This is a genomic window from Nakamurella sp. UYEF19, assembly GCF_040546275.1.
Lineage (GTDB): Bacteria > Actinomycetota > Actinomycetes > Mycobacteriales > Nakamurellaceae > Nakamurella.
In genome coordinates, this window is sequence record NZ_JBEPNO010000003.1 from 293567 (window position 1) to 317757 (window position 24191).

The window sequence follows — 24191 nt, forward strand, 5'->3', positions numbered from 1 at the left end:
GTGACCACGGAAGCCGCGCCGGCGCAGGACTCTCCGCCCTCGGAGGCACCAAGCACCGAGGCATCGACCACCACTTCTACCTCGTCGGCCAAGAATGTCCTTGGCCCCGACGGCTATCTCGGTGTGGAACTCGGCGAGTCCCAGCCGACGGCCAAGCTGGACGCCGTCTTCGCCAGCACACCGGCTGTGACGACGTCGTGCACGAGCTGGGACACCATCGCGGCCGCGCCCATCAGTTCCGTCCTGATGAGCGCCAAGCTGGGCATCGCCGGCATCTCACCGCGCAGTGCATCGAGCATGCAGACCCCGGAAGGCATGACGGCCGGTTGGACCGCGACGCAGGTGCATGCCGCGTACCCGACCTTCCGGCTGGGCGACACGCACGAGGAGGACGGCGGCCCCGAGATCGCCGTTCCGCAGAACGCCAAGGCCGTCTACAAGGTGCGCTTCGACAGCAGCGACAAGGTCGTCGGCTTCAGCCTGTTGCTCCGCAACCAGGACTGCTTCGGCTGACACAACGACCCGCGCCGCCCCCAAACCACACCGACGTCCTGCACAGCGATCGCTATAGCGATCGCTGTGCAGGACGCTACGGGTCTTCAGCCCACCTCGATGCGGAGGTCGGCGTCGGTGCTGGTGACCAGGTCGCCCCTGCCACTGGCCACCTCGACGTCAAAGGCCGAACCGGCGATCTGCAGACCGGACACCGACAGGCTTCCGATGCCCTCGGCGGGCGAGATCCGCACAGTTCCACCCGGCACGTCGACGTCGAGGCCGAGATAGGTCTGCAGCAGAACCACCGCAGAAGCGGCCGACCACGCCTGTGGGCGGCACGAGGCGGGATAGGGCACCGGCACCGGAAACTCCTTCATCGAGAACCCGCCGTACAACTCGGGCAGACGTCCGTCGAAGGCGTCGCCGGCCGCCAGCAGACCCTCGGCGAGAACCATTGCCTCATCGGTGAATCCGGCGCGCCGCAGGCCATGGATGGCGATCGCGGTATCGTGCGGCCACACCGAGCCGCAGTGGTAGCTCAGCGGCGAGTAGCCGCCGGCGGTGCTCGACATGGTGCGGAGCCCGAATCCGCTCGACATGGTGGGATGGACCAGTCTCGCGGCGACAAGAGCCGCCTCGGCGTCCGACAGGATTCCGCTGGCCAGCAGATGGCCCATGTTCGAGGCGGGTGCGTCCACCTGGTTCTTCCCGCCGTCGAGAGCGAGCACCGGATAGGCACCCAATTCGTCGGTGGCCCAGAATTTCTCGCGGAACCTGGCCGCCAGCGCGGCCGCGTGGTCCCGCCACCGCTGTCCTCCCGGTCGACCGAAGGCGTCCAGCAGATCAGCGCCGGCCAGTGCGGCTTCGTAGGCGTAGGACTGCACTTCGGCGAGCGCGACGGGGCCGACCGCGAGGCGGCCGTCGGCGAAGCGCACCGAGTCGCCCGAATCCTTCCACCCCTGGTTCGCAAGCCCCCGGCCGGACTTGTCGACGTACTCGAGGAAGCCGTCGCCGTCGCTGTCGCCGTACCGTGCCATCCATTCAAGGGCGTGCTCGGCGGCTGGGAGCAGCTGCTCGACCTCTCCGGCGGCCAGGCCCCACCGCCAGGCATCGGCCAGGAGACACACCCACAGTGGAGTCGCATCAACGGTTCCGTAGTAGACCGGCGGAAGGAACGGATCGGCGAGATCACCTAGTGGACGCCGGATCTCGTGCAGGATCTTGCCTGGCTCCTCGGCGGTCACGGTGTCCTCGACCGTGCCCTGGCGGAATGCCAGCGTCCGAAGCGTTCCGGCGGCGAGCTCGGTACCCAGCGGCAGCAGCATGCGCGCGGCCCAGATCGAGTCGCGGCCGAAGAGGGTGAGGTACCAGGGGCTCCCGGCGGCCAGGAACTCGTCGGTCGGGGTGCATGGCGTCGTCATCCGCAGGCCGCGGAGGTCACCGACGGCCTGCTCGATCATGCGGCGGATGCGACGGTCCGACGACACGATCACCGGAGCGAGGAATCCGGCCGACGGGTCTGCCGCCGACACGACGGCGCCGCTGTCCCGCACCCGCAGGGTCCAGGCTGCGAGACCACTGCTACGCGGGCCGACCGTACGTCGCCAGCGCAGAACTGCACCGTCGGCAAGGATCTCGGTGTCGGCGTCCGTCGAGGTGAGCACGGCATCCACCCAGACGGAGTTGAATCTCAGCCCACCAGGGGCCGGTGTCGGGCGCGCCGCGGACCCGGACCGTCCGGCCTTGACGGACTCCATGTCCAGCAGGTCGGTGGCCAGATGCAGCTCGAGCACGACGTCGACAGTGCTGGTCGAGACGTTGACCAACTCCATTTCCTCGTCGACGCCGTCCGACACCGCGGTCCGGCGGCGCCGGAGCCAGATGGTCGGGTCCGCCGTCGGCAGCTCCGGTGGCCTGATCACCGACACGAACTCGACGGTGGCTGCCCCGACCGGGGACGTACCGATCGGTTCGAGGTCGAGTCCGGCGACCCGGACCTCGGCCCGGCCGAGCACGCGGATGTCGGCACTGAACACACCCTGTGCACCCTGCGGACGGATCTGGCCATCCGGGCCCGACAGCACGACGGTCGGGGCGCTGACGCACGTCACGAGGTCGTGCAGGAGGGGCTGAAGAGAGGCGACTGCGAGGGCTGCCGGCTCGGCAGGTGGCGACTGGACGGGGAACACGGCTCATCGCGCCTTTCGTAGGTATTGCTCGGTGGGCGACATGCGTTGCGGGGACAGGGGAACAACAGTCCCGGCGGGAAGAAACTTCGGCGCCGCACTTGACAGGCGCTGTGACCCCCGCAACACTACGTCTATTCCTTGGATCGATCCAAACCGGTTGGCAACAAATTTTGGATCGATCCAAGGTCACTCCGGGCACCTGGTCCGGGATTCTCGACGAGGAGAAGCGATGACCGACAGCAGCGGATCCGCCGCGGGGCGCAGCGCCTCGACGCGGGCGACGCTCGGCTCGGTCGCGGCCATGGCCGGGGTCTCGAAGCAGACTGTCTCCAACGTCATCAACTCCCCCCAGATGGTCCGGGAGGACACCGCCGCCAAGGTCCTCGCCGCCATCGAGGTGTTGGGCTACCGCCCCAACCGGGCCGGCGCGCAACTACGAACCCGACGTTCCCGGGTACTCGGCCTCCGTGTGCAGAACCGTTTCGCCGATGCCGTTTTCGACCGATTCCTGCACGCGTTGACGGACGCAGCCGGGGCCTTGGACTACCGTCTCATGCTCTACACCGCGGCTGACGACACCGCCGAGATCAAGGCCTACGACGAACTCATCGATCGCTGGGACATCGACGGATTCGTCCTGACGGGAACCCATCCCGGTGACGAGCGGACGTCGTACCTGAGCAGGACCGGCGTCCCCTGCGTGACGTTCGGCCGTCCCTGGGACGACTCCGGACACCACCCCTGGGTGGATGTCGACGGGGCCGGCGGCACCAGAGCCGCCACCGAGCACCTGATCTCCCAGGGCCACCGACGAATCGGATTCCTTGGCTGGCCCGACAGCTCGGGAGTCGGCGGCGACCGACTGGCCGGCTGGGCCGCCGCACTCACCGCGGCGGACCTGCCGCTGCTCGAGCCATCGCGGGCGGTGAACGACGCGGGGCAGGGCCGCTCCGCTGCTGCGGAACTGCTGGACGCGGCCGGCCCGACGGCCATCGTCTGCGCCTCTGACGTACTGGCCCTCGGAGCGATGTCCGAGATCGCCTTCCGCGGGAAGAAAGTCGGTGAGGACATCGCCGTCATCGGCTTCGACGACACCGACATCGCCGAGGTCAGCGGCCTGACCTCCCTCGCACAGCCGCTGGTGGACGTGGCAGCACACAGCGCCCGCCTGATCGCTGCCCTGCTCGAATCCGGATCGGCCGGGCCGCCGGAACAGGTGCTGCTCGCCCCCGAACTGGTGATCCGTCCCTCCTCCTCGACGCCACCGCACTGACACCGCACTCCCACTGGCCAAGGCGTCCCGACGCCCATCGGCCACCGAACCGTCCACCACCACCGACCGCTACCACCCGCAGTCCGACACGACGGCGGTCCTGCCGCATTCCCGCCCCACCGCAGTTCCGCCACACCGCTTTCCCACCCGAATCACCGTCGAGTCCTGGCGGCAATCAAGGAGAACAGCAATGAAGACAAGACATCTCGGTCGGATCGGCGTCGCAGCCGCCGGCTTGGCCGTGCTCATGGTCACCTCGGCGTGCGGCGGTGCGAGCAACGCATCGCCGGGCGCAACCAGTGCTGCCCCGGCGAGCACGCCGTCCGCGGCATCTTCGACTGCCTCCGCCGCCGGGGGATCGATGGCCTCCTCCCCTGCATCAGCTGCCTCCTCCGGAGCATCGACCGGCGCGCCCAGCAGTGGCGGCGACGCACCGAGCGGTTCGGTCGCAGCACTTCCCGCGGCCAAGCTGGACGTCCTGATCGGCTCGTCGGGGCCGGCCGAGACCGAGGCGGTCACCGCCGCAGCTGCGGCCTGGGGGAAGTCTTCCGGGTCGACGGCGACGGTGGCCGCGGCGCAGGACCTCACCCAGCAGCTGGCCCAGGGTTTCGCCGCCGGCAAGGCACCGGACGTGTTCTACGTCGGCGCGGACCAGGTCGCGAACTACGCAAAGGCCGGAAACCTGCTGCCGTACGCAGATTCCCTCACCGATGCCGCAGATTTCTACCCGTCCCTCAAGCAGTCGTTCACCTATGACGGCAAGTTCTACTGCGCACCGAAGGACTTCTCCACGCTGGCGTTGTTCATCAACACCGACATGTGGAAGAAGGCGGGACTGACCGACGCGGACATCCCGAAGAACTGGGACGGGCTCGCCGCGGTGGCGAAGAAGCTGACGGCCGGGAAGGTCCCAGGACTGGTGATGTCCCCCGAGCACGACCGTCTCGACGCCTTCATGGTGCAGAACGGCTCGAACCTGGTGGACGCCGACGGCAAGCCGACCGTCAACGACCAGAAGAACATCGACGCCCTCACCTTCGCCAAGAAGCTGTACACCGACGGTTCGATGAAGTGGCCGAAGGATCTCGGGGCCGGATGGGCCGGCGAGGCCTTCGGAAAGAGCGAGGCCGCCATGACGATCGAGGGCAACTGGCTGCTCGGCTCGATGACGAAGGACTACCCGACCACCAAGTACAAGGTCGTCGAGCTGCCCACCGGACCCACCGGCGTCAAGGGCACCCTGTCCTTCACCAACTGCTGGGGCATCGCGGCCACCACCAAGAGTCCCGACCAGGCCAAGGCCCTCGTGCAGTATCTGACCGGCACCGATCAGCAGCTGGCCTTCGCGAAGGCCTTCGGCGTCATCCCGTCCGTCCAGTCTGCCGCCGACGCCTACCTCAAGGCGAACCCGAACAACGCGCCGTTCGTCAATGGCGTCTCTTACGCCAAGGGTGTTGTCAGCGCTCCGGGCATCACCGACGTGCTCACCGATTTCAACTCGCAGCTGCAGGGACTCTCCACCGGTGATCCCAAGGCCATCCTCGACTCGGTGCAGGACAACCTGACCAGCGCCATGGGCAGCTGATCCCCTTCCATCCCCAGCCCGCCCGGCGTCGATTCTGCAATCCCGCCGGGCGGGCCGCAGCACCCATGCGCCTCGTCCACCCCTGCACGCCTCCACCCTGTACGCCTCCACCCTGTACGCCTCCACCCTGTACGCCTCCACCCCGCACGTCGTCCCCCACGGCACCTCATCCCACACTGCACAGGAGCAGTCATGTCGGTCGATTTCGGTCCCAGCATCGAGCAGAACATCGGGCTGGCGGCCTCGCTGTCCAAGGGCCCGCCGAACAACAGGAAAGGCGCCCTGACGAAAGGGCAGGGAAAGGCCGGGTGGCTGTTCGTGGCTCCGTCGGTGGTCATCATCCTGCTGTTCCTGATCCTGCCGGTGCTCGCCTCGCTCTGGGTATCCGTTTCGGACTGGTCTGGAAAGGGCTCGCCGTTGTCGGCTCACTGGGTCGGCCTGAAGAATTACGACGCCCTGCTCGGGAAACCGAGCCTGTCGCAGAAGAACATGGCCACGTCCTATCGGAACATCTTCTACTACGTCTTGCTGGTGGTGCCGCTGCAAACCATCCTGGCGCTTATCCTTGCGCTGGTTCTCAATCGACAGCGACTGCGCGGTAAAGGCTTCTTCCGTACCACCTTCTACTTTCCGTCGGTCACCAGTTCGGTCGCCATTTCTCTGGTCTTCCTGTTCCTGTTCCAGGCCAGCGGCGCGATCAATGCAATTCTCGCCTGGTTCGGAATCAATGGTCCCAACTGGTTCGCCGACCCGCGAGGCGTGCTGCACCTGATCCTCGGGGGGCTCGGCGTCGACCTGAACAACCCGCCGGCCTGGCTCACCGGCCACAAGTTCTTCAGCCTGACCTGGTGGGACTGGGTTGCCGGACCCTCGATCGCCATGTGCTCCATCATCATCCTGGCCATCTGGACCACCGGCGGCACCTTCATGCTGATGTTCCTGGCAGCCATGCAGGACATCCCGGAGGACATGATGGAAGCAGCGAAAGTGGACGGCGCGACGCCGTGGCAGGCGTTCATGCGAGTGGTGGTGCCCGCCCTGAAGCCGACCTTCTTCCTGGTGATCACGCTGGGACTGATCGGCACCTGGCAGATGTTCGACCAGGTCTTCATCCTGAGCCAGGGCGCACCGCAGGGAACCACCCTCACACCGGCCTACCTGTCGTACCAGGCGTCGTTCAAAGATGGCAAATGGGGTCAGGGCGCGGCGATCTCGTTCATCCTGTTCGCGGTCATCATCGTGTTCTCCCTGGTCCAGCGTTTCGTCATGCGTGACAAGAAGACCATTTCCCGCCGCCACCGCATCGCCACCTGGGAGAAATCCTGATGACCAGCACCCTCACCGGCCGCAAGCTCACCGGACCCGCCGATACGTCCACCCCCACCGCTCGACGAGGAATCGGGGTCGGGTGGTTGTTCTACCTGGTCGTCATCTTCTTCGCGCTGGTCTATCTTTTCCCATTCATCCTGCAGATCGGCACGTCGTTCAAGACCGATCCGGACGCGACCGCCCACTCCCTCAACCCACTGCCGACCACCTGGACGCTGGACGCCTTCCGCCAGCTCTCGCAGGTTGATTTCCCGCTGTGGTTCACCAATTCGGTGGTGGTCACCGTCTGCGTGACGCTCGGCCGGGTCTTCTTCGACTCCCTCGCCGGATATGCCCTGGCGCGGTTGCACTTCCGGGGACGAGCTGCCATCGGAGGCGCCTTCATCGCGATCATGGCCGTACCGGGCGTCGTGCTGCTGATCCCGAAATATCTGGTGCTGGTGCAGCTGGGCATCTACGACACCTATTTCGGCATGATCATCCCGCTGCTGGCCGACGCCGCCGGCATCTTCATCATGCGGCAGTTCTTCGTCAACATCCCGGTGGAGGTGGAGGAAGCCGCCCGCATCGACGGGGCCTCGGTCTTCCGCACCTTCTGGTCGGTCGTGCTGCCGATGGCCAGGCCCGCCGTGATCACGTTGTCGATCCTGTCGTTCCAGGGGTCGTGGAACGAGCTGTCCCACTTCATCGTGTCGGCTCAGAGCCCGAAGCTGTACACCCTGACCAAAGGCGTTGCGACCCTGTCCTCCGGCGCCCTCGGCTCCGGACAGCAGTTCCCGCTGAAGATGGCGGCCGCGCTGCTGATGACGATCCCCGTGGCCATCGTCTTCTTCATCTTCCAACGACAATTCGTCCGCGGCGCCGGCGCCGGCGCCGTCAAGGGCTGATCCAACACCCGGGCCCGGCCCCGCAGCCCCGGCCCGAGCCCAGCCCCCACGCCCGGCGCCCACGCCGGGCAGAACGGTATGCGCGGTAAAAACGGCTCAGGGGGCTTCGAGCAGGGTGAGCAGTTCGCGGGTCAACCCACCATCGGTCCGTTCCACCGCGTCGATGCTCCTGACGGGGGCGAGCAGACGGGCGCTGGAGGCCAGCCACACACCGTCGGCGGCAGCAAGGTCGTCGGGCGTCATCCGGCGGTACGCGGTCGCCCACCCTGCCGTCTGGGCCGCCCTGATCAGGCGAACGACCGTGATGCCGTCGAGCACGCCCTCCAGCGGGGGCGTCAGCAGGGTGCGGTCCTTGGCGATGACGACCGTCGAGGTCGGACCCTCGAGAACCGCGCCGTCCGAGCCGACGAAGATCACGTCATCGGCATCGTTCGCGGCCGCGTACCGCAGGGCCGCCATGTTGACCGCATAGGACAGGGTCTTCGCCCCCGCCAGCAGCCAGGGCGACGTTGCCACTGCAGAACCACTGATCCCGCGATCGAGCAACAGCACCCTGACACCTGAGGTTCGTTGGCGCGCAGAGCTTGCCGGAAGTTCCGCAGCGGTCACGTAACACGTCGGCCCGCCCTGTTCCGGACCCCGGGTCACGACCAACCGGATCACCATCTCCCCTCCGCCCGTCCAGGCTGCGACCAACGCGTCGACGGCCGGGGTCCAGGCGTCGGCCTCCGGTAGGACGAGATCAGTCATCCGTGCCGATCTGGCCAGCCGGGCGAGGTGCTGCGGCAGGTCTCGAACCTGGCCGTCGACCACCAGGGTCGACTCGAAGATGCCATCACCGCGGGCGATCCCAGCATCGTCCGGGCGGATCAGCGGCGTGCTGGCGGGTAACACGGTCCCGTCGAGCAGACCGACGAGCATCGGCGATCGGGTGTCGGGATCACCGGAGTCCGGCTCGGGGACATCGCGCAGCTGTTCGGTCACGGACATCAGGGTAGGGCGCCGGTCAGAGCTTGCGCAGCCGGACCTTGGTGACGGCGTGGTCCGGACCCTTGGTCAGGACGAGGTTGGCGCGGCCACGGGTGGGCAGGATGTTCTCGATGAGGTTCGGTGCGTTGATGTTGTCCCAGAACTCACCGGCCAGCTCCACTGCGCGCGCGTCGGTGAGCTCGGCGAAGCGCACGAAGAACGAGTCGGGATCGGAGAAGGCCGTCTGCCGCAGGCTCAGGAACCGGTCGACGTACCAGCGCTTGATGTCCGCGGTCTCGGCGTCGACGTAGATCGAGAAGTCGAAGAAGTCGCTGACGGCCAGGGCGCTGCGTCCCTCGTCGTCGACGCGCGCCGGCTGCAGGACGTTCAGGCCTTCGATGATGAGCACGTCCGGGCGGTGCACCACCACCTCGTCGTCGGTGAGGATGTCGTACGTCAGATGGTCGTACTTCGGGGCTCTGACCTCCTCCGCGCCCGACTTCACCTCGGCCACGAACCGCATCAGCGCCCTGCGGTCGTACGACTCTGGAAACCCCTTGCGGGACATCAGATTTCGCTCCTGAAGGACAGCGTTGGGGTACAGGAAGCCGTCGGTGGTGACCAGCTCGACGCGCGGCGTGTCCGGCCAGCGCGCGAGCATCTCGCGCAACACCCTTGCGGTGGTCGACTTCCCGACGGCCACCGAACCGGCGACGCCGATGACGAACGGGGTCCGCGACGCTCGCTCCCCGAGGAAGGTCGACGTCACGCGATGCAGCGCACCCGTTCCGCCGACGTACAGATTGAGCAGGCGGGACAGCGGTCGGTAGATGGTGTCCACCTCTGCGAGGTCGATCGGGTCACCCAGCCCCGACACCCGTTCCAGCTCCCGGGCAGTCAACGGGAGCGGGGTCGACCGTGCGAGCGACGCCCACTGGGCACGGTCGAGCTCCACGTACGGCGTCACGCCGGAGGGCCCGAAAACCGGAGCGCTCAGAAGATTGAGAACGGAGACCTCGTCGTCACCTGCCATGATCTGCAGATCATGCCGCCCCCAGCCCGCAGGCGCGTCATCCAACTGGTGTGACCTGGGCCGCACCAGCGCACATCCGGCTTGCCGCCCGGCGCCTACGATGGAGGACGTGGCACACCCGGAGTCCTATCGTTCGCCCCTACTCGCATTTCCTGACGCGGTCGCGGCCGACGGCCCCGACGCCGGAGTCGCCTGGCACTACGGTGATCCGGTCGGCGAACAACGGGCCGCCGTGCGCGGTGCAGCGCTGTTCGACCTTTCCCACCGAGGCGTCATCGGGGTGTCCGGACCGGATCGCCTGACCTGGCTCAACACCCTGACCAGCCAATTGCTCACCGACCTCCCGGCCGGGAGGACCACGCAGGCCCTGGTGCTCTCCCCCACCGGACACGTCGAACACCACATGGGCGTGACGGAGATCGGCGAGGTGACCTACCTGGACACCGAGCCCGCCACCGCGGCCGCCCTGTTGAAATATCTCGAGATGATGATCTTCTGGTCGAAGGTCGAGCTGACCACCGCCGAGTTGTCCGAACTCCGGATCGTCGGGCCGCACACCGCCGACGTCGTCGAAGCCGCCGGCATCTTGGCCGACGATCTGCCGGAAGGCGATGCCGTCGCACTGCCGGGCGGCGGGTTCGCCCGGCGCTCACGTCACGGACTCGACCTGTTCCTGCCACGGGAAGCTCTGGCCAACAGCGCCGCCGCATTGATGGCCGCCGGTGCTCGGCCGGCCGGCAGCTGGGCCGCCGAGGCGCTCCGGATCCCCACCCGCACGCCGCGATTGGGCCTGGACACCGACGACCGCACCATTCCCAACGAGGTCGACTGGCTGGCCACGTCCGTCCACCTGAACAAGGGCTGCTACCGGGGCCAGGAGACGGTGGCCCGCGTTCACAACCTCGGCCGTCCGCCCCGCCGACTGGTGATTCTGCAGCTCGACGGGTCGGCGGACCGGCTCCCGGAAACTGGCGCGCCGGTCACCACCGCTGACGGTCGGGTGGTCGGCCGAGTGGGCTCGGTGGCGCATCACCACGAGGACGGTCCGATCGCACTGGCGATGATCAAGCGGAACCTGACCGCCGGGACGCCGCTGCTGGCCGACGGCGTCGACGCTGCCATCGATCCCGACGACCTGACCGACGACGCCCCGGCCGGCCCGCCGCAGTCGGCCGTGGATCGGCGTACCTTCACCGACATCCGGCGCCGTTGATGCAGCTGGTCACTCTCGACGAGATCTACGATGCCGCAACCAGAATCGCCGGTGTCGCCGTCAGAACGCCCCTCCTCGCTTCACCGTGGCCGGGTCTGTGGCTCAAACCCGAAGGCCTGCAACCCATCGGCGCCTTCAAGATCCGTGGCGCGATGACGGCGATGTCCCGGCTCGACCCCGAGCTCCGGGCTCGCGGCGTCCTCGCGCACTCCTCGGGCAACCACGCCCAGGCGGTCGCCTACGCGGCCCGGGAATTCGGCGTCGACGCCCACATCGTCATTCCCGACAACGCACCCGACCTCAAGGTCGCCGCCACCAGAGCGCTCGGCGCGACCGTCGAGCTGGTTCCGGTCGAGCAACGGTTCAGCCGTCCCGCCGAGCTCGCCGCGGAAACCGGCAAGGCCATGATCGCGCCCTTCGACGACCGCAACGTCATCGCCGGCCAGGGCACCATCGGGCTCGAGATCGCGCAGGACTGGACGGGCCCCTCACCGCTGCGGACGGTGCTGGTGCCGGTGTCCGGAGGTGGGCTGGTCTCCGGCATCGCCGCCGCGCTGGCCGCCCTGATGCCCGACGTGGCGGTCATCGGCGTCGAACCCGAACTGGCCGGTGACGCCGCCGACTCGTTCCGCTCCGGCGAGCGAAAGGCATGGAAGCCGGCGGACACCGCGCGCACCATCGCCGACGGTCTGCGGACCTTCACCGTCGGCGAGCTGCCGTGGGAACACATCAGGGCGCAGGTGGCGGACATCATCACCGTCACCGAGGACGAGATCATCGACTCGACGCGAAGGCTGGCCCTGCAGGCCCGACTGGTCGCCGAGCCGTCCGGGGCGGTCGCCACCGCCGCCTGGCTGCATCACCGTGCCCAGCTTGCCGACGGGAACGCCGTGGCGATCGTGTCGGGCGGCAACATCGATCCGGCGGTCCTCCGTCGCGTGCTCGATGCGTGACGCCGCTCGCCTCGCGACGCCGGCCGGTGCACCGGATCGGGTGCTGACCGGGACCTTGATCGGGTTCGCGCCCGCTGCCGGCGAGATCGGCCATCTGCTCCGGATCGCGATCGATGCCGAGCAGGTCGGCGCCACCCTGTTGCACCTGCCCGCCGACCAACCGGACCTGCCCTCGGCCGTGTCCGGGCTGCGCGAGCACACCGATCTCGTGCTCACCTGCGACCGCGCCCATCCCGGATTGGACGTCGTGTCATCAGGTTTCGAGCGGACGGTGCTCGACCACAGCGACGACCTCCCGGACGTGGTCGGTCAGGTCGCCCGCCTGGTGGCCGAGCACCCGTCGGGTATTGCCGTCACCGGGCGGGGCCGATCAACCCTGCCGGTACTGCTGGCGACCCTCGCCGCCGGCGGGCATGTCATGGTCGAACCGGCGGAACCAGGCGACCACATCCCCGGTGCCGCCCCATCGGGGCGAGATCACGTCGCCCTCATCGCCAGGGCGAGCGGACTCGCCCGGATCGCGGGACGGCCGCCGCTGGACCGTCGGGCGGCCCGCACCCTGCTCGGCCTGCCCTGATCCGGTTCGCACTGCCAACCCCCACACCGACATGATGAAGGACGAATCGAGCGCATGAACGTCGCAACAGCCCAGCCGGTCGAGCTGGTCAGGGTGATCCGGTCAGGGTTCCACGAGGGCAGTCACTTCGGGTCCGTGGTGGTGGTGGACAGCGACGGAAGCGTGTTGCACGCCCGGGGCGCGGTGGACGCGCCGGTCTTCCCCCGATCGTCGAACAAGCCGTTCCAGGCCGTCGCCATGCTGGCCGCCGGCGCACGGCTCGACGGGGCGGATCTGGCGATCTCGGCGGCCTCGCACTCGGGCGAACCGATGCACACGCAACGAGTGCAGGCGATGCTGGATCGGGTGTCGCTGCAGGAGGGTGACCTCGGCTGCCCGGAGGCCCTGCCCCTGGACGACACCGCCCGCAGCGAGGTGCTGGCCGCCGGTGGCGCGCCGCGGCGGCTCTACATGAACTGCTCGGGCAAGCATGCCGGAATGCTCAGCGCCTGCGTCGAGCACGGGTGGGACACCGCGAGCTACCTGGACACCGACCATCCGCTCCAGCTCCTGGTCCGCGACCAGGTGGTCAGGCTGTCGGACGAGCAACCTTCGGCGGTCGGGATCGACGGCTGTGGCGCACCACTGTTCGCCATCTCGCTGACCGGCCTGGCGCGTGCCTTCGGGCGCGTCAACGCGGCACCAACCGGTACCGACGATCGGACCGTCTCGGAGGCCATGCGGGAGTACCCGGAGATGGTCGGTGGGACGGGTCGCGAGGACACCCGGCTGATGCGGGCCCATCGAGGCCTACTAGTGAAGGGCGGAGCCGAGGGAGTGCACTGCGCAGCCCTGCCGGACGGCCGGGCGGTGGCCGTCAAGATCACCGACGGTGGTGACCGCGCGCGGATGCCGGTGCTGGTCGCAGGCCTACGGACGCTCGGATTGAGCTCGGACCTGCTCGACGAACTGGGCACCGGGACAGTGCTCGGCGGAGGTCGCGCGGTGGGCACGACGGAGCTGGCGCCCGGCGTGTTCTGACCCGCTCGCCGAGCGGTCGTCCGACGTCCGGCGAGGCTGTCCGATCCAGCCGCGAAACATCGGCCGGGCGGAGTGGGACCCGGTTCGCGGAACATGTACCCTTGAGCTACGACTGACAACAGATGCCGGGGCCGCCGTCAGGCCGCCCCGCTTTAACGTGCAAGGGGGTCCGCTCATGGGGCGAGGCCGTCAGAAGGCAAAGCAGACGAAGGTCGCCCGGGATTTGAAATATCACGAATCCTCGTTCGACCCCAACGCTTTGACCCAGGAACTCCGCGGGATACCGGTCCACCGACCGGCGCCTGTTGTCCAGGACGAGAGCGAGGATGACGAGTCCTCGTTGTACGCCAAGTACATCGTCGACGATGATGACGACGACGAGGGCCCCGTGACGTCCTATGCCAACGGTTCGTCGCGCCGCTAGCTCCTTGCATCGAATCTCATTGCTCCGAAGTGGATGGCTGCTGCGCCGTGCCGGCTTCGGCGGGCTCCCACGCAGACGAGCGATGGCGATCCGTACCGGAGTACCAGTACAGATCGCCTTCGCCCCTGCTGACTTCGTCCTCCGGCACCCCGACACGAGCCGGAACTGTCCCGAGCGGCAGACGCCCGTTGGCAGCCGCCCGAACCCCGGTGTCGCCGCCGGTCAGAAGCGCGGGTGGTCGCCGCTGAGCGTGGCGCGGGGCTTGTCGTGGCCGGTGCGCTCGACCGTACCGAGCACCTTCGAATCCACGTGGCGAGCGGTGAGCACGGCCATGGCACGATCGACGTCATCGGGAGCCATGACGGCCACCATGCCGATCCCCATGTTGAACGCCTTCTCCATCTCCTCGCGCTGCACACGGCCGTGGCCCGCGATGTAGCCGAAGACGGGCAGCGGCGTCCAGGCGCGGCGGTCCATCACCGCCGTCAGGCCGGACGGGATGATCCGGCCGACGTTGCCGGCCAGTCCGCCGCCGGTGATGTGCGCGTAGGCGTGGACATCGGTTTCGCGTGCGAGCCGTAGGCAGTCGAGAGCGTAGATCCGGGTCGGCTCCAGCAGTTCCTGCCCCAGGGTGCGTCCGAATTCCTCCACGTGACCCTCGAGCGAGAGCCGGGCGATGTCCAGCAGCACGTGCCGCACCATCGAGTAGCCGTTGGAGTGCACACCGGACGACTCCATGCCGATCAGCACGTCGCCCGGCTGTACCCGGTCCGGTCCGAGGATGTCATCAGCCTCGACGACGCCGACCGCGGTCGCGGCCAGGTCGTAGTCCTGCTCGTTCATCAGACCGGGGTGTTCCGCCGTCTCGCCACCGACCAGCGCGCAACCGGCTTTCACGCAGCCGTCGGCGATACCGGACACGATGGCCGCGATGCGATGTGGATCCAACCGCCCACAGGCGATGTAGTCCTGCAGGAACAGCGGTTCGGCGCCGCAGGCGACCAGGTCGTCGACCACCATGGCCACGAGGTCGATCCCGATGGTGTCGTGGATGTCGAGAGCCTGGGCGATGGCCGACTTGGTGCCGACGCCATCGGAGGACGAGGCGAGAACCGGATCCCGGAAGCGGTTGATCGGGAGTCGGAACAACGAGGCGAACCCGCCGATCCCACCCATCACCTCGGGCCGGTGGGTCTTCTCGGTGTACGGCTTCATCAGATCGACGGCCTCTTCGCCGGCGGCGATCGAGACACCGGAGCCGGCATAGGTGGCACCGGAGCCGATCGATTGACGATGGTGTCCGGGCGCGTCGCTGTTCACAGTCTGAAGTCTCCGTTTCGTGGCCGTCCCGCGTCCGCGGAACCGACCTAGGTTCTCGGCAGGTCCGCTGTACCCCAGCCGGACCAGCCAAAACGTTGTCAGGGCCGGCTGAGCGCGCCCCCTGCGCCAAAGGCTGCGGCAGCCGTCGCGGGCTCGCCCGTCACGCTCCGCGCGATCCCCTCGAGCACGTGTTTGCCGACCTGGTCCGGGATGGCGATGGGGTACTCGCCGGTGAAGCAGGCCGAGCAGAGCCGGTTGCGGGGCTGCTCGGTCGCGGCGATCAGGGAGTCGAGGGAGATGTAGCCGAGAGTGTCCGCGCCGATCGACCGGCGGACGTCGTCGATGTCGCTGGAACTGGCGATCAGCTCGGCCCTCGTGCCGAAGTCGAGGCCGTAGAAGCATGGCCACCGCACTGGCGGGGAAGCGATCCGGACGTGCACCTCGAGGGCACCCGCCTCGCGCAGCATCCGGACGAGCGCGCGCTGCGTGTTGCCTCGGACGATCGAGTCGTCGACGACGATCAGCCGCTTCCCGCGGATCACGTCCCGCAGCGGGTTCAACTTCAGCCGGATGCCCAGCTGACGGATCGTCTGGGAGGGCTGGATGAAGGTTCGCCCGACGTAGGCGTTCTTGACCAGGCCCTGGCCGTAGGGGATGCCGGCCTCCTGGGCGTAACCGATGGCCGCCGGGGTGCCGGATTCCGGCGTCGGGATGACCAGGTCGGCATCGATCGGGGATTCCTGGGCCAGCCGACGCCCGATCTCGACCCGGGTCGCATGCACGCCGCGACCGGAGATGGTGGTGTCCGGGCGGGCCAGGTAGACGTATTCGAAGATGCAGCCCTTGGGCTCCGCGGAGGCGAAACGCTCGCTGCGGATGCCGTCCTCGTCGATGGCGAGCAGTTCGCCGGGCTCGACCTCGCGGACATAGGAGGCGCCGACGATGTCGAGCGCTGCTGTCTCGGAGGCGACCACCCAGCCGCGATCCAGCCGGCCCAGGACCAAGGGATGGACACCATGCGGATCACGTGCCGCGTAGAGGGTGTGCTCGTCGCAGAAGACGAAGTTGAACGCCCCTGCCAGCGTCGGGAACAGCCTCAGTGCAGCGGCCTCGATCCCGATGTCGGTGGCGGCATCGGCGAGCAATCGGGTCACGATGTCCGAATCGGTGGTGGAGCGGGACTTCCCGGCCTTGCCGGCGAGACGGTTTGCCTTCAGCGACAACTCGGCGGTGTTCACCAGGTTGCCGTTGTGGCCCAACGCGATTCCAGAGCCGACGGAGGTGGTGGCGAAGGTGGGCTGAGCGTTCTCCCAGCTACCCGAGCCGGTGGTCGAGTAGCGGCAGTGCCCGACGGCGATGTGGCCACGAAGCGCGGAGAGGGTCTGTTCGTCGAAGACCTGGGATACCAGTCCGAGGTCCTTGAAGACCACGATCTCGCTGCCGTCGGCGACGGCGATGCCGGCTGCCTCCTGACCGCGATGCTGCAACGCGTAGAGGCCGTAGTAGGTGAGCTTCGCCACTTCTTCGCCGGGGGCCCAGACGCCGAAGACACCGCACTCTTCTTGGGGGCCCTGGTCCGTCGCCGCGTCCACGTCCGGATCTCGTCCGGCTGGACTGCTGCCGGGAGCGGCGCCGCTCGGGCCGCGTGGCGTGGTGCTGAGTGGGAGTAGCGCGTGGCCGGGACCGAGGTTGGAAACCACGTAACCGTGCTCCTGTCGAAGGCGCTCAAAATTAGGGGAACTCGGTACCCCATGTTACCTGTTCGAGTCAGGGAACCGGTAGCGCCGCATCCACCGTTCTGGTCACTCCGGCCACCGCTGCCTGGGCGCCGGCATCGTCTGTCAACTCCTGGGCGGTGCCCAACTGGGCGTAGGGCCTGTCGTTCGGTGCAGTCGACATCACCACGATGATCTGGTTCGAGGTGAACCCCACCGAGTGGATCGTCAGCACGGAGCCGAGGCAGCAGCCCCAACCTTGCTTGGAGCCGGCACCGGGCACCGAGTTGACCCCGAAGTTCTGGTCGAACCCGTCGGCGCCGATCGACTGCGAGTCCTCCATGGCCTCGGTGAACCACAGCGAGGTGTCGGGGTTGCTCAGCAACTGGTAGAGGAGGGACGCCATGTCGTGGGCGGTGATCCGCACATCACCCCAGTAGCGGGGCTCCGGCGACGGGGAAGTCTCGGACAGGCCGTACTCGGCCGCAACCCGGGTGATGATCGCGCCCTGACCGCCGTCGTCATAGAAGTCCTGGGCGACCGAATCATCGGAGACGGCGATCATCTCGTGCAATTCGTCCAGGGTGTCGGACGGCACGTTCGCGACGCCGCCGGCCTGATCGATGACATCGGCCGCCAGGATCAGCTTGACGAGGCTCATGGACGGCATCTCCATGTTCGAGTTGACCGCGGTCGTCACCGATCCGGTCTGCCGGTTCATCACGACGACCGACTGGGTGATCCCGTTGCCCTCGGCCTGCTCGACGGCCTTCTCCACCGCTTCGCTGGTGTCCGGCGCCGGATCGGCTGCGGCACTGACACTCTCGGCCGCCGCCGAGCGGCTGGCCGCCGAGCTGGAGGCGGCGGCGCTCGAGGCCGCAGCACTGGAGGCCGCAGCGCTCGATGACGCCGCACTCGAGGCTGCCGCACTGGAGACTGCAGCGCTGGAGGCCGCCGCACTAGAGGAAGCCGCGCTGGAAGCTGCCGCGCTGCTCGCCGCCGCCTCGCTCGCCGCCGCCTCGCTCGCCGCCGCCTTGCTCGCCGCCGCCTTGCTCGCCGCGGCCTTGGCGGCGGCCACGCGGGCGGCGGCACTGCTGGACTGCGCCGCGCTACTCGAACTCGCGGCAGCGAGACTTCGCTCAGCAGACTGACTCTCGGCGGCCTGGCTCTCGGCAGACTGACGGTCGGCGGCCTGACTCTCGGCGGCCTGACTCTCGGCGGCCGACGAGGCGCTGTCGATCAGCCCCGGCACGGTGATGGTGGCGCTGTCGTCGGCGCTGTGGGTGTCGCTGGCCCGGGCGAGCGAGACGGCCGGCGCTGGAGAGTCCGCCGCCCGTTCGTCGGCGTGAGACCGGACAGCGGTCATGATCACGGCCCCGGCGACGACCACCACGGTGGCCGCCACGACGGAAACGGCAGCACGTGGACGCACGATGCCGGTCTCCTCTCGCCGTCTGCGGTCCCGTCGCGGGGAGCTTGCCTGCGCGGGTCCGGCCTCTGTCGGCCATCGGCGGCCTGTCGGTCACTTCGCCGACCGGTGAACGCAGCGTGGCGGGCGAGGATGTGACGAGCCCTGTGGCCGACCTGTGTGCGACCTGTCAATGGTGCATCGGCCACCCGGATGATCAGGGTCGGCGCGCCGAACAGCTAGCGATCTGACGGCCCGACGTGCATCGATACGCTCGGTGCACCTAAGTTGACCGATCAGGCCCGCCACGGACGTGGCCTGGATCACTCGTTCGCTGACGTTGGCATGGGTAGATGAAGACTGAGGTCGGCGCGTGTCCCGCTAGCCCTCACCCGCCCGTCCTGCACCGCATCCGCCCAGCTGAGGGTGCCAACGGTCAGTCCCAACCAGGTCGGCCCGTCCATCTCGATCACGTTGGGTGGGGTCCCCCGCGTGTGCCGGATGCCGTCGAACGCCTGGACCGCCGAGAACGGCGGGACCCGCACCTCGACCGATCGCCCGGGATGTTGCTGGCCGAAGAACACAAGCGTGGCCCGCACCAGTTCCTTGAGCTGTTCACGGTCGGCCAGCACCTCACCGGACGGTCCCACCGGTAGCTCGCGGATGGCGGCCAGCGCCGCGGAGGCCTCCCTGGTCGTCACCGCTCGCCTCGCCACACTGCTCAGCCTAGTGATCGGCGGCCTGGTGGTCGGCGCCATCCCACCAAGGCAACGGACCTGGGCCCGAACGGGCTACCGACCCGTGTCCGGAGGGCGCAAGACCCATCTCCGAGGTACTCGGCGGAGAATCATCGGGGTGATCAAGTCTTCCGAAGGCGCCGCGCTCTCGCCGGTGTCACCCTCCCGTTCCGGCGCCGGCGGTGAGTCCGCCGTCGCCGTCCTGGTGCTGCACGGCGGCAGCGCCGACTCGTTCGCGCCGACGCAGTGGCGCAACCTCGCGGTGGTTCGCCTGTGGCCGGTGGCCAGAGTGATCGCCCGCAAGCGGGAGAAGTCGGCGGTCTACCGACTCCGTTTTGCAATCAAGGGTTGGAACGGCGACGGCAGCAGCGCCCTGCGTGACACCCGCTGGGCGCTCGCGCAACTACGGGAGCGGCACCCCGGCGTCCCGATCACCGTGGTCGGCCATTCCCTGGGCGGACGGGTGGCCGCGCACGTCGGCGGCGATCCCGGAGTGGCCGGGATCGTCATGCTGGCGGGCTGGACCCCCTCGAACGATCCGGCCGCGCAGTTGGCCGGCGTCCCGGTGGTCACCATCCAGGGCGGACGGGACCGGGTCATCCCCGAACCGACCACCCGACCGTGGATGGCCCGTGCGACCCACGCCGGCGCACACGTCCAGCGGACGCTGCTGCCCTGGGCAGGGCACACCATGCTGCGACGGTTCTGGGTGTGGCACCGACTGTCCGCCGAAGGCGTGGCGACGATCCTCGGCTCGGCCGCGTTCGACTCCGCGGCCCGGTCGGACTCCGACTCCGCGGCCCGGTCGGACTCCGCGGCCTCGCGCCACGCGCAGGGCTCAGAGTTCTGACACTGCGGTAACGATCGCGCGGACCCGCCCGAGATCGGTCTCGAAACGCTGACCGCCGTCGTGCGGTCCGACCTTGACCAGTGGTGCACTCCCAACGACGGGAGACTTGGCGCTGCAGTGGATCTCGCGTGCACCGGTGGAAAGGATCAGTGCGGCGGCATTGTCCGGCGCGACTCCGCTTCCCGGCATGACGCACAGATCGTCGCCGCAGCGCCGCACGAATTCGGCGATCGCCTCCGCGCCCTCGGCGGCGGTCTGCGCGCAGCCAGAGGTGAGAAGTCGATCGACACCGAGTTCCATCAGGTCATCCAGGGCGGCAAACGGGTCGACGACCGAGTCGAAGGCACGGTGGAAGGTCACCGGCACCTCGCCCGCGGCACCGAGAAGCCGCACCATGGCGTCCATGTCCACCCGACCGTCCGCCGTCAGCGCACCGATCGCCACCGATTCAGCGCCACGATCGATGGCGTGCTCGACATCCTTGGCCATCACCCGGATCTCGTGCTTGTCGTAGCAGAAATCGCCGCCACGCGGCCGGATCAGCACGTGGGTCGTGATGACGTCGACGACAGCCTCGATCAGGCCGGCGGACGGCGTGATACCGCCGAGTTCCAGAGCCGCGCACAGCTCGATGCGATCGGCTCCGCCCAGGGCGGCCGTCTTCGCTCCCGACGTCGACTCGACGCAGACCTCGATCCGCACCATCAACGACCGACCGTCGCAGGTCGATCCGTACCGATCGACCCGCGGTGGTTCTGGATGAACGCGACTCCCACGGAGGCGGTTCTCACAACTCCGACGAACCGACGACGCTCGGGCCGAAGATGGCCGGAAGTGTTCCCTGCCAGGCCTTGCGAAGCTCGGCAAGCGGGATCCGCCGGATGCCCTGCACGTCCAGGAACTGACCCTCTGGATCGTCGGCATCGACCACGCCCACCTTGACCCACGGCTGCCGGCGCATGGTGCACATCTCGGTGAACCGCAGCTCCTCGGTCCGCGGTACCGCCACCAGCACCCGGGCCGACGTCTCCGAGAACAGCGCGACGAACGGGTCGATTCCCGGCGGGAGGACAAGGCGCGCACCGGTTTCGCCCGTCAGGCACATCTCGACGGCGGCCTGCGCGAGCCCACCCTCGGACAGGTCGTGGGCAGCCGACACCATGCCGTCGCGGGAGCCGGCCAGCAGGATCTCGCCGAGCAACCGCTCCGCCTCCAGGTCGACCCTGGGCGGAAGTCCGCCCAGGTGACCGTGCACCAGATTCGCCCACTCGGAACCGTCCAGCTCGTCATAGGTCTCGCCGAGCAGGATCAGCGTCTCACCGTCGTCGTGTCCGATCCCGGGGATGATGCGGCGGCGCACGTCGTCGATGACGCCGAGCACGCCGATCACCGGGGTGGGCAGGATCGCGGTGGCCCCGGTCTGGTTGTAGAGGCTGACATTGCCGCCGGTGACGGGGATCCCGAGAATGGCGCAGCCGTCGGCGATCCCGTGGATGGCCTGCGACAGCTGCCACATGACCGCGGGATCCTCCGGGGACCCGAAGTTGAGGCAGTCGGTGACGGCGGTCGGGGTGGCCCCGGTGGTGATGACGTTGCGGTAGGCCTCGGCCAGCGCGAGCTGCGCGCCGGTGTAGGGATCGAGCATCGTGTAGCGGCCGTTGCAGTCGGTCGACATGGCCAGGCCGAGGAAGGAATCCTCGGAAACCCGCACGATGCCGGCGTCGGCCGGCTGGGACAGCACGGTGTTGCCGCGCACGTACCGGTCGTACTGGTCGGTGATCCAGGCTCGCGAACACAGGTTGGGCGAGGCCACCATCCGCAGGACGAGATCTCCCAGCTCATCCTGGCTCGGCCGGGGCAACGAGGCAGAGGTGTTGGCCTGCAGGGCATCCTGGCCGGCCGGACGCTCGATCGGGCGACGGTAGACCGGGCCCTCGTGTGCCACGGTGCGGGGCGGGACGTCGACCACCACCTCGCCGTGGTGGGTGATGATCAGCCGGCCGGTGTCGGTCACCTCGCCGATGACGTCCGCCTGGACCTCCCACTTGGCGCAGACCTCGAGGAAACCCTCGACCTTGTCGGGAGTGACCACCGCGCACATGCGTTCCTGCGACTCGGACGACAGGATCTCCGCCGGGCTCATGTGCTCGGCCCGCAACGGCACCGCGTCCAACACGATGTGCATGCCGCCGTCACCGGCCGATGCGAGTTCCGAAGTGGCACACGACAATCCGGCTCCGCCGAGATCCTGGATGCCGACCACCAGATCTTTGGCGAAGACCTCCAGCGTGCACTCGATCAGGACCTTCTCGGCGAACGGATCGCCGACCTGCACACTCGGCAGCTTGCGCCGGGCGTTGCTGCCCGCTCCCGCCGAGCCGTCACCGGAGAAGGTGTCGGAGGCCAGCACACTCACGCCGCCGATGCCGTCCAGACCGGTCCGCGAGCCGTAGAGGATGACCTTGTTGCCGGTGCCGGACGCGTGCGCGGTGTACATGTCGTCCGCCCGCAACACCCCGATGCAGCCCGCGTTGACGAGCGGGTTGCCCGCGTACGACGAGTCGAACACCACCTCGCCGCCGATGTTGGGCAGTCCCAACGAGTTTCCGTAACCACCGACACCGGAGACGATGCCGGGCACCACCCGCTGGGAGTCCGGCGCGTCGGCCGGCCCGAAGCGCAACTGGTCCATCACGGCGACGGGACGCGCGCCCATGGCCAGGATGTCGCGGACGATGCCGCCCACGCCGGTGGCAGCGCCCTGGTACGGCTCGACGTAGGACGGGTGGTTGTGCGACTCGACCTTGAAGGTCACCGCCCAGCCGTCACCGATGTCGACCACGCCGGCGTTCTCGCCGATCCCGGCCAGCATGCGCGAGCGCATCTCGTCGGTGGTGGTCTCCCCGAAGTACGCCAGGTGCACCTTGGACGACTTGTAGGAGCAATGCTCCGACCACATCACCGAGTACATCGCCAGCTCTGCTTCGGTCGGACGCCGACCGAGGATCTCCTTGATGCGCAGGTACTCGTCGTCCTTGAGACCCAGTTCGCGGTACGGCTGCTGCTGATCCGGTGTGGCGGCGGCGTTCTCGACCGTGTCCAGCACGATCGCGGCGGTGGACAGGTCGGCGCTCACGAGACCTTGACTCCTTCGAGGAAGTCGACGACGGAGAAGAAGAACCCGAGCCCGTCGTCGGTGGGACCCGTCAGGGGGTCGATGGCGTGTTCGGGATGGGGCATGAGTCCGGCGATCCGGCCGTCGGCCGAACAGATCCCGGCGATGTCACGCTGGGCACCGTTCGGATTGGCCGGGGCCAGCGTGGTGTCCGCGGTGGCACTGCCGATGTAGCGGAACAGCACGCGGCCCTCCCCCTCCAGCTCGTCCAGCACCGCCTCCGGTGCCACGTAACGACCTTCGGCGTTCTTCAGCGGAATGAGGATCTCGGCTCCGCTCTCGTACCGGGAGGTCCAGGCGGAGGTGGTGTTCTCGGCACGCAACCACTGGTCGCGGCAGACGAACTTGAGTCCGGCGTTGCGGACCAGAGCACCGGGCAGCAGCCCCGCCTCGCACAGCACCTGGAATCCGTTGCAGATCCCCAGCACCGGCATGCCGGATTTTGCGGCATCGATGACCGCGCGCATCACCGGCGCCTGGGCGGCGATGGCGCCGGCCCGTAGGTAGTCGCCGTAGGAGAACCCGCCCGGGACGACGACGGCGTCGACACCGTGCAGGTCGGCGTCGGCATGCCAGAGCGGCACCGCCTCGACACCGGAGTACCGAACGGCCCGCGCGGCGTCGACGTCGTCGAGCGTGCCGGGGAACGTGATGACGCCGACCCGAGCGGTCACCTGGTGTCCAGCCGGGTGACGGTCCAGTCCTCGATCACCGAGTTCGCCAGCAGGTGCCCGGCGATCTCCTCGAGGTCCTCGTCGGTGACGGTGTCGTCCACCTCGAGATCGAAGTGCTTGCCCTGGCGGACCGAGCTGATCCCCGGGTGGCCGGTGCGGCTCAGCGCGGCGAGGATCGCCTTGCCCTGCGGATCGAGAATCTCGGACTTGATGACCACGTCAACTGCCACGCGCGCCACGGCGGTGGTCCCTTCTGCAGGTTTGAAGAACAGCACCAGTTTATAGGCTCGGACCGGCCCTGGAATTCGGTCGCTCGGCGAGGCAGAACCAGTCCGATCTGACCGAACCGAATTGCGTGACACACG

23 protein-coding genes are annotated in these 24191 nt (G+C 68.3%); 12 read left to right on the forward strand and 11 right to left on the reverse strand.

Annotation, left to right across the window (positions count from 1 at the left end):
- Positions 1-513, forward strand: a complete 513-nt coding sequence (locus tag ABIB25_RS07475) for a hypothetical protein (RefSeq protein ID WP_354527799.1) — start codon at positions 1-3, stop codon at positions 511-513.
- 86 nt (positions 514-599) lie between these two features.
- On the opposite strand, the gene ABIB25_RS07480 is transcribed toward ABIB25_RS07475, so the two are convergent.
- Positions 600-2606, reverse strand: coding sequence for an amylo-alpha-1,6-glucosidase (locus ABIB25_RS07480; protein WP_354527800.1), 2007 nt, complete (start codon positions 2604-2606; stop codon positions 600-602).
- Positions 2607-2913: 307 nt separating this feature from the next.
- Between ABIB25_RS07480 and ABIB25_RS07485 the strand changes: the two genes are divergently transcribed.
- The 4 genes from ABIB25_RS07485 to ABIB25_RS07500 all read left to right on the forward strand — a co-directional run bounded on the left by ABIB25_RS07485 (position 2914) and on the right by ABIB25_RS07500 (position 7758).
- Entirely contained in the window at positions 2914-3957 is a 1044-nt protein-coding gene (locus ABIB25_RS07485; protein ID WP_354527801.1) for a LacI family DNA-binding transcriptional regulator, read from the forward strand.
- A gap of 190 nt (positions 3958-4147) precedes the next feature.
- Positions 4148-5542: an extracellular solute-binding protein gene (locus ABIB25_RS07490; RefSeq protein ID WP_354527802.1), complete on the forward strand. Its 1395-nt coding sequence runs from the start codon at positions 4148-4150 to the stop codon at positions 5540-5542.
- A gap of 192 nt (positions 5543-5734) precedes the next feature.
- On the forward strand, positions 5735-6868 hold the full coding sequence (locus ABIB25_RS07495) for a carbohydrate ABC transporter permease (RefSeq protein WP_354527803.1): 1134 nt from the start codon (positions 5735-5737) through the stop codon (positions 6866-6868).
- A complete protein-coding gene (locus tag ABIB25_RS07500) occupies positions 6868-7758 on the forward strand; it encodes a carbohydrate ABC transporter permease (RefSeq protein ID WP_354527804.1) in 891 nt (296 codons plus the stop codon). The genes ABIB25_RS07495 and ABIB25_RS07500 overlap by 1 nt, the downstream gene beginning before the upstream one ends.
- Positions 7759-7854: 96 nt before the next feature.
- Here ABIB25_RS07500 and ABIB25_RS07505 read toward each other — a convergent pair whose 3' ends face one another.
- Together ABIB25_RS07505 and coaA are read right to left on the reverse strand one after the other, a co-directional pair.
- Positions 7855-8742 carry an aminotransferase class IV gene (locus ABIB25_RS07505; protein WP_354527805.1) on the reverse strand — a complete coding sequence of 296 codons (888 nt, stop codon included), beginning with the start codon at positions 8740-8742 and terminating at the stop codon, positions 7855-7857.
- Between the two features lie 22 nt (positions 8743-8764).
- The gene (gene coaA / locus ABIB25_RS07510) at positions 8765-9760 is read right to left on the reverse strand and encodes a type I pantothenate kinase (protein ID WP_354527806.1); all 996 of its coding nucleotides are present in this window, start codon (positions 9758-9760) and stop codon (positions 8765-8767) included.
- Positions 9761-9860: 100 nt separating this feature from the next.
- Between coaA and ygfZ the strand changes: the two genes are divergently transcribed.
- The 5 genes from ygfZ to ABIB25_RS07535 all read left to right on the forward strand — a co-directional run bounded on the left by ygfZ (position 9861) and on the right by ABIB25_RS07535 (position 13947).
- Positions 9861-10973, forward strand: a complete 1113-nt coding sequence (gene ygfZ / locus ABIB25_RS07515) for a CAF17-like 4Fe-4S cluster assembly/insertion protein YgfZ (RefSeq protein ID WP_354527807.1) — start codon at positions 9861-9863, stop codon at positions 10971-10973.
- Positions 10973-11926, forward strand: coding sequence for a threonine ammonia-lyase (locus tag ABIB25_RS07520; protein ID WP_354527808.1), 954 nt, complete (start codon positions 10973-10975; stop codon positions 11924-11926). Before ygfZ ends, ABIB25_RS07520 begins: the two co-directional genes overlap by 1 nt.
- Positions 11919-12503, forward strand: coding sequence for a beta-keto acid cleavage family enzyme (locus ABIB25_RS07525; RefSeq protein WP_354527809.1), 585 nt, complete (start codon positions 11919-11921; stop codon positions 12501-12503). Before ABIB25_RS07520 ends, ABIB25_RS07525 begins: the two co-directional genes overlap by 8 nt.
- A 54-nt stretch (positions 12504-12557) precedes the next feature.
- The gene (locus ABIB25_RS07530) at positions 12558-13523 is read left to right on the forward strand and encodes an asparaginase (protein WP_354527810.1); all 966 of its coding nucleotides are present in this window, start codon (positions 12558-12560) and stop codon (positions 13521-13523) included.
- Between the two features lie 175 nt (positions 13524-13698).
- Entirely contained in the window at positions 13699-13947 is a 249-nt protein-coding gene (locus ABIB25_RS07535) for a DUF3073 domain-containing protein (protein ID WP_354527811.1), read from the forward strand.
- Between the two features lie 222 nt (positions 13948-14169).
- On the opposite strand, the gene purM is transcribed toward ABIB25_RS07535, so the two are convergent.
- The 3 genes from purM to ABIB25_RS07550 all read right to left on the reverse strand — a co-directional run bounded on the left by purM (position 14170) and on the right by ABIB25_RS07550 (position 17643).
- The gene (gene purM / locus ABIB25_RS07540; protein WP_354527812.1) at positions 14170-15267 is read right to left on the reverse strand and encodes a phosphoribosylformylglycinamidine cyclo-ligase; all 1098 of its coding nucleotides are present in this window, start codon (positions 15265-15267) and stop codon (positions 14170-14172) included.
- Positions 15268-15365: 98 nt separating this feature from the next.
- A complete protein-coding gene (gene purF / locus ABIB25_RS07545) occupies positions 15366-16859 on the reverse strand; it encodes an amidophosphoribosyltransferase (protein WP_354527978.1) in 1494 nt (497 codons plus the stop codon).
- 175 nt (positions 16860-17034) lie between these two features.
- Entirely contained in the window at positions 17035-17643 is a 609-nt protein-coding gene (locus ABIB25_RS07550) for a serine hydrolase (RefSeq protein WP_354527813.1), read from the reverse strand.
- Between ABIB25_RS07550 and ABIB25_RS07555 the strand changes: the two genes are divergently transcribed.
- Positions 17630-18133, forward strand: a complete 504-nt coding sequence (locus ABIB25_RS07555) for a hypothetical protein (RefSeq protein ID WP_354527814.1) — start codon at positions 17630-17632, stop codon at positions 18131-18133. The two genes, ABIB25_RS07550 and ABIB25_RS07555, sit on opposite strands and share 14 nt — an antisense overlap.
- 580 nt (positions 18134-18713) lie before the next feature.
- Here ABIB25_RS07555 and ABIB25_RS07560 read toward each other — a convergent pair.
- Positions 18714-19106, reverse strand: a complete 393-nt coding sequence (locus ABIB25_RS07560) for a sterol carrier family protein (RefSeq protein WP_354527815.1) — start codon at positions 19104-19106, stop codon at positions 18714-18716.
- Positions 19107-19245: 139 nt separating this feature from the next.
- Between ABIB25_RS07560 and ABIB25_RS07565 the strand changes: the two genes are divergently transcribed.
- Positions 19246-19977 carry an alpha/beta fold hydrolase gene (locus tag ABIB25_RS07565; RefSeq protein WP_354527816.1) on the forward strand — a complete coding sequence of 244 codons (732 nt, stop codon included), beginning with the start codon at positions 19246-19248 and terminating at the stop codon, positions 19975-19977.
- On the opposite strand, the gene ABIB25_RS07570 is transcribed toward ABIB25_RS07565, so the two are convergent.
- From ABIB25_RS07570 to purS, 4 genes are all read right to left on the reverse strand, one after another.
- A complete protein-coding gene (locus ABIB25_RS07570) occupies positions 19966-20682 on the reverse strand; it encodes a copper homeostasis protein CutC (RefSeq protein ID WP_354527817.1) in 717 nt (238 codons plus the stop codon). The genes ABIB25_RS07565 and ABIB25_RS07570 overlap by 12 nt on opposite strands.
- Before the next feature lie 82 nt (positions 20683-20764).
- Positions 20765-23113 (reverse strand): phosphoribosylformylglycinamidine synthase subunit PurL, encoded by a 2349-nt coding sequence (gene purL / locus ABIB25_RS07575; protein WP_502919762.1) that lies wholly within the window; start codon positions 23111-23113, stop codon positions 20765-20767.
- Positions 23110-23826, reverse strand: coding sequence for a phosphoribosylformylglycinamidine synthase subunit PurQ (purQ, locus tag ABIB25_RS07580; RefSeq protein ID WP_354527818.1), 717 nt, complete (start codon positions 23824-23826; stop codon positions 23110-23112). Before purQ ends, purL begins: the two co-directional genes overlap by 4 nt.
- Complete coding sequence (gene purS / locus ABIB25_RS07585; RefSeq protein ID WP_354527819.1) at positions 23823-24065, reverse strand: phosphoribosylformylglycinamidine synthase subunit PurS; 243 nt, start codon at positions 24063-24065, stop codon at positions 23823-23825. Before purS ends, purQ begins: the two co-directional genes overlap by 4 nt.
- Between the last annotated feature and the right edge of the window lie 126 nt (positions 24066-24191).